Annotated in this window: 9 protein-coding genes; all 9 read left to right on the top strand. The window is 41.4% G+C overall.

Annotated features, from left to right (window positions below; all coding sequences use genetic code 11):
• Nucleotides 1-717: 717 nt before the first annotated feature.
• The 9 genes from ESA94_RS15055 (at nucleotide 718) to ESA94_RS15015 (ending at nucleotide 10,529) form a co-directional block, all read left to right on the top strand.
• Nucleotides 718-1,764: an acyltransferase family protein gene (locus ESA94_RS15055; RefSeq protein WP_129131754.1), complete on the top strand. Its 1,047-nt coding sequence runs from the start codon at nucleotides 718-720 to the stop codon at nucleotides 1,762-1,764.
• Nucleotides 1,761-2,786 (top strand): glycosyltransferase family 4 protein, encoded by a 1,026-nt coding sequence (locus ESA94_RS15050; RefSeq protein WP_129131753.1) that lies wholly within the window; start codon nucleotides 1,761-1,763, stop codon nucleotides 2,784-2,786. Before ESA94_RS15055 ends, ESA94_RS15050 begins: the two co-directional genes overlap by 4 nt.
• 184 nt (nucleotides 2,787-2,970) lie before the next feature.
• Entirely contained in the window at nucleotides 2,971-3,528 is a 558-nt protein-coding gene (locus tag ESA94_RS15045; protein ID WP_129131752.1) for a hypothetical protein, read from the top strand.
• Between the two features lie 24 nt (nucleotides 3,529-3,552).
• Nucleotides 3,553-4,683, top strand: a complete 1,131-nt coding sequence (locus tag ESA94_RS15040) for a glycosyltransferase (protein WP_129131751.1) — start codon at nucleotides 3,553-3,555, stop codon at nucleotides 4,681-4,683.
• On the top strand, nucleotides 4,680-5,954 hold the full coding sequence (locus ESA94_RS15035; RefSeq protein WP_129131750.1) for a glycosyltransferase family protein: 1,275 nt from the start codon (nucleotides 4,680-4,682) through the stop codon (nucleotides 5,952-5,954). Before ESA94_RS15040 ends, ESA94_RS15035 begins: the two co-directional genes overlap by 4 nt.
• Nucleotides 5,944-6,834 (top strand): O-fucosyltransferase family protein, encoded by an 891-nt coding sequence (locus tag ESA94_RS15030; protein ID WP_129131749.1) that lies wholly within the window; start codon nucleotides 5,944-5,946, stop codon nucleotides 6,832-6,834. The genes ESA94_RS15035 and ESA94_RS15030 overlap by 11 nt, the downstream gene beginning before the upstream one ends.
• Nucleotides 6,831-7,985: a glycosyltransferase family 4 protein gene (locus ESA94_RS15025; RefSeq protein ID WP_129131748.1), complete on the top strand. Its 1,155-nt coding sequence runs from the start codon at nucleotides 6,831-6,833 to the stop codon at nucleotides 7,983-7,985. The genes ESA94_RS15030 and ESA94_RS15025 overlap by 4 nt, the downstream gene beginning before the upstream one ends.
• 16 nt (nucleotides 7,986-8,001) lie before the next feature.
• On the top strand, nucleotides 8,002-9,162 hold the full coding sequence (locus ESA94_RS15020) for a glycosyltransferase family 4 protein (protein ID WP_129131747.1): 1,161 nt from the start codon (nucleotides 8,002-8,004) through the stop codon (nucleotides 9,160-9,162).
• Nucleotides 9,159-10,529 (top strand): hypothetical protein, encoded by a 1,371-nt coding sequence (locus ESA94_RS15015; protein WP_129131746.1) that lies wholly within the window; start codon nucleotides 9,159-9,161, stop codon nucleotides 10,527-10,529. The genes ESA94_RS15020 and ESA94_RS15015 overlap by 4 nt, the downstream gene beginning before the upstream one ends.
• Nucleotides 10,530-10,601: the final 72 nt, after the last annotated feature.

Here is a 10,601-nt window from a genome sequence, read left to right as displayed (position 1 = left end):
AGAGTTTTGAGGAGGTGGGGGAGATGTACAAGAGGTTGTATAGGGAAGTCATGGCTGATGTATGATTGGAGTTGCGGTGCTACGCCTGGAAAGGTTTGAACCACGGAGGCACAAAGGCACAGAGTAACACGAAGTAAGCGGAAAGATTGCGGCGCTTTGCTTGCAAAGAAGAAATGGAATCACACCTGCCCAGCGGTCAGACAGGGAATACGCAGATGTGAAAGATGTACACGGATTTGATTGCGGCGCTACGCTGAGAAAGGTTTGAACCACGGAGGCACAAAGGCACAGAGTAATACGAAGTAAGAGGAAAGATTGCGGCGCTTTGCTTGCAAAGAAGAAATGGAATCACAGAATACGCAGATGTGAAAGATGTATACAGATTTGATTGCGGCGCTGGGCTGGCAATTGGATTCGCACAGGGTTCACAGGGAGCACAGAGGGTTGCGGCGCTTTGCTTGCAAAGAAGAAATGGAATCACAGAATACGCAGATGTGAAAGATGTACACGGATTTGATTGCGGCGCTGGGCTGGCAATTGGATTCACACAGGGTTCACAGGGAGCACAGAGGGTTGCGGCGCTTTGCTTGCAAAGAAGAAATGGAATCACAGAATACGCAGATGTGAAAGATGTACACAGATGTGATTGCGGCGCTTTACTTACAATAGATTTATGAAAGAATTTGAATTGCTGTTTTTTAAGAGGGTGGTAGATAGATGATCAGGCAGCTTACGTTTACACGATTTCTGGCTGCGATCGCCATTGTTATTTTTCATTTCAGTAAGGATGTGTTCCCGTTTTCGGTAAATGGCATCGACCGGTTTACGATCTTCCTGAATGTATTGGTAAGTTACTTCTTTGTGCTGTCGGGATTTATTTTAGCCATTAATGCGGCAGACAAAATTGATCTGAAACGTTTTTACTTCAATCGCTTTGCACGCATTTATCCGCTGTACCTGTTTGCGTTGCTGGCGGTACTGGCGCTTATCCGCAGTATACGGCCGTTTGATTTTTCACTGGACTTTCACCGTGTATTGTTATCGGTTTTTCTTGTTCAATCGTGGACAGAGAAATATGCACTGGTATATAACTATCCCGGATGGTCGTTATCGGTAGAAATCTTTTTCTATCTGCTTTTCCCTTTTGTATTCAGGGCATTGAAGTTGTTGCCGTTTAAACAGCGGGTGATAGTGGTTGCATTATTCTGGGCTGCTATGCAGACATTGTTTATTGTGCTGGCCCGGGATTATACTGCTTCTGTTTTGTATCATCCCTTATTTCATCTGTCAACTTTCCTTGTGGGCATACTTGGCGGCATGCTGTATAAAGAGAGGCATGATTGGCTTGTGACAAAGCAAGTATATCTGGAACGTATTTTTCTGGTTGCTTCTTTTGTGCTGTTGTACCTGATGTTTACAGGGAATAAACTGTTCAGCCAGGTTTATCATGATGGGTTACCTGCACCGGTGTTCCTGCTGTTTATTTTTATTGTGGCGATGAACAGGCATCAGTTGTTCAACGGCTTTTGTAAACGGGTACCCGAATACCTGGGTGAGATCAGTTATGGTATTTACATTTTGCAAGTGCCCGTGTTCCGGTTACTTACACAAACCTTCGATTTAAAAACCAAGCTGTCTGCTACAGCATTTTTCTATATCTATTTGCTTTTATTGATGCTGGTATCTGTTATCTGTTATGAGTTGATTGAAAAGCCTTCAAGAATATATTTGCGCAATAGATTTTATAAGCCCCTTACTGCATGAAAATTTTAATTGTTATGGATCCGGGTATTCTTGTTCCGCCAAAAGGTTATGGTGGTCATGAACGCCTTGTTTATATGTTCGCCAAAGAGTATACCCGTCTTGGACATGAAGTGCATTTGCTTGTTACTACAGGTTCGGTGGTTGAAGGTTGTACTGTACATCCGTTTGGTAGTGAAGGATTTCCTCCAAAGAAGTGGGATGCACGAAAGGCAATTCCTGTTGCATGGAAATTTCTCTGGCAACATCGTAACAAATTTGATCTTGTACACAATTTTGGAAGGCTTGCTTATTTGCTGCCGATCCTCAATCACCCGATCAAAAAAATCATGACCTATGGTCGTGAAATCAGCAGCCGGAATATTCAACTCATGAATAAACTGCCTAACCGAAATCTTGTGTACACGGGTTGCAGCAAAAACCTCATCAGCCGGGTGGAAGCAGGTGGCCGTTGGGAGGCTGTTTATAATGCCATTCCTTTTCAGCAATATACTGTGCAGCCAACCGTGCCAAGTGATGCGCCCTTGATGTTCTTAGGTCGTATCGAACGGATAAAAGGAGCACATACGGCGATTGCTGTTGCAAAAGCAACGGGGCATCGTTTGATTCTTGCGGGAAATGTATCGCCACTGGCAGATGAACGTGTTTATTTTGAGCAGGAGATAGAACCATTAATTGATGGTAAGCAAATACAGTTTGTTGGACCTGTGAATGATGAACAGAAAAATCATTATCTCGGGCAGGCAAAAGCATTTTTATTTCCTATTGAGTGGAATGAACCTTTTGGCATGGTAATGATTGAAGCAATGGCATGTGGCACACCGGTGATCGGTTTTGGCAGCGGATCGGTGCCGGAAGTAGTACAAGAAGGCGTTACCGGTTTTGTTGTAAAAACTAAAGAGGAAATGATTGCAGCGGTTGGGAAAATTTCTTCTATAAACAGAGAACAGTGCAGAACAGTTGCAGAGGTACAGTTCGATGTGCCGGTTGTGGCAGCACATTATTTGAATTTATTTACGAAGTAAAGAAGTGCAACGAAACATCATTTGTGTAATGGTTTCTGTTGGCGATAGAAAACGCTTAACGGATATTACCTGGCCACGGTTTGTTTGTTGGTGTGAGCGGCATGGGTATAAAGCTGTTTTGCTAAAAGAAAATTTGCTGAAAAAGTATGGGTATGAACGACCTCCACATTTTAATAAGTGCTTAGTGCCCATACATTTTCCAGGTTATGATGAGTACCTGATACTGGATGATGATATTTTGTTTTCGAAAAATGCACCGGCTTTTCCTAAAGGGGGAACAGATAGTTTTTTAATGGCACAAGACCCGATGAAAGGAGTTACCGATGCACCTTTTGTAAGATTCAATGGTAATACAGGAGTTTTGCTTGTTGGTAAAAACAAACGATATCTTCTTGACCGAGTATTTGATTTGCCGGTAACAATGGGTGGAGCACCTCATACAACAAATGAAGGGTTTACCATCTGGGGACCATATGATCAGGGCTTAATAAACGAAGTTGCTTTTAAAGAACAAGCAGTAACCGAGCTGGACTTTCGATTTAATTATGCATTAGTGCCAGAGTACTGGTTAAATGCCAATCAAAAAAAATGGGTGACATCTACGTTATACCGCTTGCGATATTATTTTACCCTAATGTTGCCTTTTCATCGTAATGCACGCAACATGCGTAAAGCATTTGTATTACATCTTATCAACTGCCGTTTTATTCCTTATGTTGATTTTGTTTACAACAGGTTATAAAACCTGCTGTTTAATTGGGTATTTATGAAACCATGTGCACTTTTTGTTTCGAATGAAATTTATTTTGATGCTTCCAAAAAGGAAGGAGGCGTAAGAGTATGTACAGAAGAATATCTTGAGCTGATCAAGAAGTTGTATGATGTAGAAGTGTTTAAAGTATGCTATAATATTTCCTTTGCGTATCGCTTAAGGGTAAGATTTGGACTAAATGTTTATAACGATTACCAGCCTGAGCAATACGCTGAACAACTTGCCGATGAAATCCGTAAGCGTAATGTAGAAGTTGTTTTTTTAAATCTGAGCAATACTGCACCTTTTGCCGCAGTTATTAAAGCCGCATTTGGCAATAAAGTGAAAGTAATTTTGTGTTCGCATGGTAATGAGTCGGGTGATTATTTGCATGAGGCTACCCGTTTTCAAGGACGGACTTCTTTTTTTAGAACATCGTTTTCGTCGTATGCACTTGGTCTTATGTTGAAGAGAGAAGCATTGTTTCGTCAGCAGACTCTCGATGCAGTATTAACTGTTTCTCCTGTTGAAGAGGCTTTGGAAAACTGGCTAGGTGCAAAGCAAGTGCTGATGGTATCCCGAACGGTAACAACACAGTTCGTGGAGCGAAAACCAATTGAAGGATTTGTTGGTTTTATCGGCGATCTGAGTCATGCCCCTAATTTTTATGGCATCGACGAAGTGTGTAAAGCGATTGCATTATTACCTGCCAGAGAAAAGATCAATCTGAGAATAGTAGGAGCACCTATATCTGTTGGAGAGCAACTGGCAGCAAGCTATCCCTTTGTAAGTTATCTCGGTTATATGGATAACGATACATTGCAGAGAGAAGTTAGCAGCTGGACTTACTTCTTAAATCCTGTATTTTATTATTCAAGAGGTGTAAGTACAAAACTTGCAAAAGCGTTTGGCTGGGGAATACCGGTTATTACAACAACCATCGGATGCCGTGGATATGTGTGGCATAATGGAAGTCCAGCTGTTGCAGAAACACCAACCGAAATGGCAAATGCGATTCTTCAGCTATCTACTGATGGGGAATGTTTTGAAAAAGCAGGCCGTAATGTAAAGGAACTCATTGCATCTATACCTGATATGGATGCTAATGCCAAACTGTTATCTGTATTCATCAGCCGTATCTCATGAAAAAAATTCTTATTATCACACCGCATTATCCACCCAGCAATCTTGCAGCAGTGCATCGCAGCCGTTTATTTGCACAGCATTTGCCATTGTTTGGATGGAAGCCGGTACTGCTTACCGTACATGAAGATTATTATGAAGAAGAATTGGATTGGAACCTGCATAAACTTTTACCTTCTGACCAACAGATTGAAAAAACAGCAGCTTACAAAGTAACCAAGCCAAGAATTGTTGGCGATATTGGGTTGCGTGCTTTTTTTCAATTGCGTAAACGGGCGCTTGAGCTTGTGCAAAAAGAAAAAATAGATTTTGTATACATCCCCATTCCTTCTTTTTATGTGTCGTTGATTGGTCCTTATCTGCACCGTAAAACAGGTGTAAAGTATGGTATTGATTATATTGATCCATGGGTGCATGTGTTTCCCGGTTCCGATCAACTCTTTTCCCGTCATTGGTTCAGCACAAAGCTTGCAAAGTGGCTTGAACCAAAAGCTGTAAAAAATGCAGCTTTAATTACAGGTGTTGCTGAGGGTTATTATCAAGGAGTGATCGAGCGAAATCCTCATCTTAAACAGCGTTGTGTATTTGGTGCCATGCCTTATGGTGGTGAAGCAGCAGATCATGCAGGGCTGAAGCAGTTAAATTTAAAACCGTATTTGTTTGAAGCAAACAACAAATTACAGTTTGTGTATGCAGGAGCCATGTTGCCAAAAGCGTATGCTCCGCTTGAAGAAATTTTTAAAACTGTTTCTGCCAATAAGGAGTTGTTTGCCGATGTGGAGTTTCATTTTATCGGAACAGGAAAAACACCCAACGATCCGCAGGGCTACAACATCAAACCAATAGCAGAACGTTATGGTTTATGGCAATCGGTGGTTTTTGAGTATCCTAAACGAATTCCTTACCTGGATGTATTGATCCATCTTGAAGCTGCAGATGCTGTATTTATATTGGGCAGTACAGAGCCACACTACACGCCTTCAAAAACTTACCAGGGTGTGTTGAGTAAAAAGCCAATTCTTGCCGTATTGCATAGTGCCAGTACCGCTGTTGATGTATTGCGTAAATCAGGAGCCGGACTTGTACTTGCTTTTAATGGTGAAGAAGGGCTTGATCAGGTACCGACAGGTTTTGTTTCGTTGTTCAACCAGTTCAGAGCGTTTCAACAAAATTTTAATGCCAATGCAATTGATCAAACAGCTTTTGAGTTGTATTCGGCAAAATCGGTTACAGCAGTTTTGGCCAGGTTATTAGATGCCGTACATGGAAACTAAGTCAATACAAAAAGTTTACGCCTCTTTCCCCGATACAGGCCTGGGAAATAAATTACTCATCTGGGCAAAAGCATTTGCCTTTGCACAAAAACATCAACTGGAATTGTTTTGCGGAGCATGGTGGGGCATTCATTTCGGCTCATGGATAAGAAATGAAAAGCAAAAACGTTTATACCTGGGTTATTTCCATGAAGACAGTTGGATGAAACGTGTCCGCTTGTTCTTCTATCGTCAAAAAGCAAGAAAAGTAAATGAGCCGGTTGTTTTGGAGGATGAACAGCAACCTGTTTTGTATTGTTTTCGGGAAGTGATAACAAGTAAAGATTATTTTGAACAGATCAAGCCTTACCGTACAGAAGTTAAAGAGGCGTTGTATGCAATGCTGCAACCCTCGTTAACGGAGCAATTAAATCAATTAGCTGCACCCACGATAGCAGTGCATGTGCGTAGAGGCGATTTCAAACTCGGGTCAACACTTACTCCTCTCTCTTTTTTTATTGATAGTATTACAGCAATCAGAAATGCATGCGGTTCTGTATTGCCTGTTACGGTATTTACAGATGCACATGCGGGAGAAATTGCCGAATTACTTGCCTTGCCTGCAGTGCAGATGAGCGTTGCGAAAGCCGATATACTCGATATTCTTTTGATGAGCCGAAGTAAGGTATGCTTGTTATCTATAAGCAGCACCTTTAGTTTTTGGGGAGGCTTTTTAAGTGATGGCATTGTACTGATGCATCCCGAAGAATGGCATCCTTCTATCAGGCCGGATGAAGTAAATAGACGATTTTTTGAAGGAAAGTTCGACCCCTCACAAAAAACAGATCCCGTGCTTTTACAGCAAATACAAAAATTGGTGCTTGATCAAACATTGACTTGAAAAAACTTGCTATCATAACCACCCATCCTATTCAGTACAATGCGCCTTTGTTTTGTTTACTTAACGAGCGTAAACGTATTGCCGTAAAGGTGTTTTATACCTGGGGACAGTCGAAGGAAACGGTGTATGACGCAAGGTTTGGTATTGAACGGAACTGGGATATTCCTTTGCTTGAAGGATATGAAAGTGTGTTTGTAAAAAACACTTCCAATAAGCCAGATTCAAACAGGTTTTGGGGAGTTGTAAATCCGCAGTTGTATCATCTGCTTAAAAACGAAAAGCCCGATGCGGTGTTGGTGTACCGATGGAGCGTGTGGAGTCATTTTTTCCTGATGCAACGATTGGGAAAAAAGCCGGCCCTTTTTTTTCGGGGCGATTCGCATCTGCTGCAAAAAGGAAAAGGGTTCAGGGAAAGAATAAAAGACGTTGTGCTGAAGTTTGTGTACCGAAATGTTGATGCCGGGTTTGTGGTGGGTACGCATAACAAAAATTATATGCAGCATTATAGTCAGCAAAATGCAGAACTGATCACTGCTTATCATGCTGTAGATAATGCTCGTTTTTGCATCAATGCTGAGGCAATGGAAGCAAAAGCAATTGAAGAGCGAAAAAAAATCGGCATCCCGGATGAGGCAATTGTTTTTTTATATGCAGGCAAGTTTTATGCATTAAAGCAGCTTGATCTGCTTATCCGTTCATTTAAACAATTGCAAGGCGAACAATACAGGTTGCTGTTAACAGGAAATGGCGAACAGGAAGACCAATTGCGGCAATTGGCAGCAGATGACGTGCGTATTCTTTTTCAGCCGTTCCGCAATCAAAGTGAAATGCCCTGGGTTTACCGTATGGGAGATGTATTTGTATTATCCAGCAACAGTGAAACATGGGGTTTGGGAGTGAACGAGGCTATGGCTTGTGGAAGGGCTGCAATTGTAAGTGATTGTTGTGGATGTGCTCCTGATATTATACGATCCGGAGAAAATGGTTTTGTTTTTCAGTCGGGCAATGAGGAATCTCTAAAGCATTCACTGGAAGCATTTGCAGACAAAACCACAGCTGTTGCAATGGGAAAGAACGCATTGGAGTTTATAAAAGGATTTTCGCTTGAGGCGGTAGCCGAGGCGATTGAGAAAAAAGTTATGAGTTTGTAGTTTACAGTTGATAGAGATGCAGATAAAAAAGAAGCTGGCAATTGTTACATCGCACCCAATACAGTATAATGCACCGTTATTTCGGTTACTAACCGAACGAGGTATCATTGATCTAAAGGTTTTTTATACCTGGGGGCAAACAGAGCAAGGCTTTGTATATGATCCCGATTTTAAACAATCGTTCAAGTGGGATATTCCATTGCTTGAAGGATATGAAAAAGAATTTGTCGAGAATATTTCGAAACACCCGACTGCCGGAAGTTACAAGGGGATCGATAACCGGGACTTAATTGAACGCATCGATCGTTACAACCCGGATGCATTGCTTGTATTTGGCTGGAGTTTTAAAAGTCATCTTCGTGTATTGCGGTATTATGGAGGTAAAAGGAAAATTATTTTTCGTGGCGATTCAAATTTGCTTGATGAAATTCCAGGACTTTCAGTAAAAAAAATACTCCGTGCTGTTTTTCTTACCTGGATTTACCGGCATGTGGATGTTGCTTTATACACAGGGGAAGCAAACAAAAAGTACTACCAGAAATACGGGTTAAAAGAACAACAGCTCGCTTATGCAGCACATGCTATAGAAAACGAGCGCTTTTATGACATTGATGGTCGGCATGAAGTTGCGGCTGCTCAATGGAGGAATGCGTTGGGTATTGGCCATGAAGAAAAAGTATTTCTGTTTGCAGGTAAACTGGAACCCAAAAAAGATCCGCTGCTGTTGCTCGAAGCGTTTCAGCAGCTGAATGAAAAAAATACCCGCTTGATTTTTGTTGGTAACGGTGTGCTCGAAGAAACATTGAAGCAAAAAGCCGGATCTGATAAACGGATTCTATTTCTTGGTTTTCAAAATCAGCAACAGATGCCTGTTGTATATCGACTGGCAAATGTGTTTGTATTGCCTTCAAAAGGCCCGGGCGAAACCTGGGGGCTAAGTGTAAACGAAGCTTTGGCTTGCGATCGGGCAGTACTTGTAAGTAATAAGTGCGGTTGTGCAACAGATATTGTTGGGCAGGAAAAAAACGGATTTATCTTTGAGGCAGGAAATACTGCTTCCCTCTTGCAGGGTATGAAAAAAGTGCTTTATACAAAGTTTGACCCCGCAGAAATCCGGGCTGTAGTCAGTAAGTTTCGTATTCAATCAATTGCCGAAGCTTTAGAAAAAGAGGTATGAACTTATCGAAAATCATTGTAACGCTGATCGCTTTTTTGGTGCCGTTGTTAATGAGCATGGATGCAACGTTCCGGTTTGATGAACTGGCTGGTATCGGTCTGTTTATTTTTTTTCTACTCAATTTTATTAACGATATCGGCAAGTCGTATAATCCACTTGACATACTTATCTTGATTGCACTCCTGCAATGTATGCTGATGCCGATCGTAGTGTTTCATGTGTATAACGATAATGCATTGATCATTGCATTAAAGTATGATATGTCGGTTAGTGCCGATCGTTATTACGGGTTTATGTTTCCGGCAATTCTTGCACTTATTGCCGGTATCAAGCTGCCCGGCCTTTTGCAACGATCGTACCAGGAGCGAATCTATCAAACTATTCAACGGGCTAAACAGCATTTGCAGGGAAAAGGTAATATCGGGCTGTTGTTTATTATCGTGGGTTTTGTAGCAGGCTTTTTAACCATATTCGTTCCGGGAGATCTCGGTTACGTAGTGTACCTGTTTGAGAAATTATTGTATGTAGGGGTTCTCTATATCTACTTCTCTGATTACAAGAGCAAAAAACTTTACCTGGGCTTAGCTTTTTTTGTCATTTTTTCCAAGTCGCTTTTTACAGGTATGTTTGGCGAATTAGTTTACATTATGGCATTAGGTACTATGCTTGTTTTATTAGGTAAACGAATTGGCACATTCTTGAAATACAGCATCGCTTTTTTAGGAATTGTTTTTGTGTTGTTAGTGCAAAGTGTAAAATCTGATTATCGTGATATTGTATGGAAAGGAGCCGGCGAAGGCGGAGCCGGATTATATTTTTCTTTATTAACAAACCGTATTACCGAACCCGAACAGTTTTTTGACTGGACCAGTTTGTTTCCCATTGTTAACAGGGCTAACCAGGGAATGATCATTGGTAAAGTGATGGATCATGTTCCGGCCCGAGCGCCGTTTGCCGAAGGCGAAACAATATTTACCAGCCTGGCAGCTTCTTTTGTTCCCCGCATTTTATGGCCCGATAAACCTATTTCGGGAGGTAAAAAGAATATGGAGCGGTTTACCGGCTTTATTATCGAAGGGTATAGTATGAACATTAGTCCGTTTGGAGAGGCTTACGGAAATTTTGATGTAGGTGGCGGCATTGCATTTATGTTCTTTTACGGCCTTTTCTTTGCTTTGATTATTACCTTATTGCTCTTTATTGGCAAAACGAGACCTACTATTCTTTTGTGGCTGCCGATCTTATTTTTGAATGCGGTACAAACTGAAACCGATGTTCTGATGTGTGTGAATTCTTTGTTGAAAGGGCTAATGTTTGTCTGGTTCTGCTATTGGGCAGGCGATCGGTTTTTGCGGTTGAAGTTATAAAAGATTGAGTTTAAGGTTAAGCTTAAGGCTGAGAAGAAGAATTTAAACAAATTTAAAAGCTGGACTGTTTTT

This window comes from Lacibacter luteus, assembly GCF_004118265.1.
GTDB lineage: Bacteria > Bacteroidota > Bacteroidia > Chitinophagales > Chitinophagaceae > Lacibacter > Lacibacter luteus.
The sequence above is the reverse complement of the archived record's forward strand: the minus strand, read 5'-3'. Positions and strand labels throughout refer to the sequence as shown.

Coding starts and splice junctions, on each gene's coding strand:
- ESA94_RS15055 (WP_129131754.1), top strand. CDS start 718: ATGATCAGGCAGCTTACGTTTACACGATTTCTGGCTGCGATCGCCATT.
- ESA94_RS15050 (WP_129131753.1), top strand. CDS start 1,761: ATGAAAATTTTAATTGTTATGGATCCGGGTATTCTTGTTCCGCCAAAA.
- ESA94_RS15040 (WP_129131751.1), top strand. CDS start 3,553: ATGAAACCATGTGCACTTTTTGTTTCGAATGAAATTTATTTTGATGCT.
- ESA94_RS15035 (WP_129131750.1), top strand. CDS start 4,680: ATGAAAAAAATTCTTATTATCACACCGCATTATCCACCCAGCAATCTT.
- ESA94_RS15030 (WP_129131749.1), top strand. CDS start 5,944: ATGGAAACTAAGTCAATACAAAAAGTTTACGCCTCTTTCCCCGATACA.
- ESA94_RS15020 (WP_129131747.1), top strand. CDS start 8,002: ATGCAGATAAAAAAGAAGCTGGCAATTGTTACATCGCACCCAATACAG.
- ESA94_RS15015 (WP_129131746.1), top strand. CDS start 9,159: ATGAACTTATCGAAAATCATTGTAACGCTGATCGCTTTTTTGGTGCCG.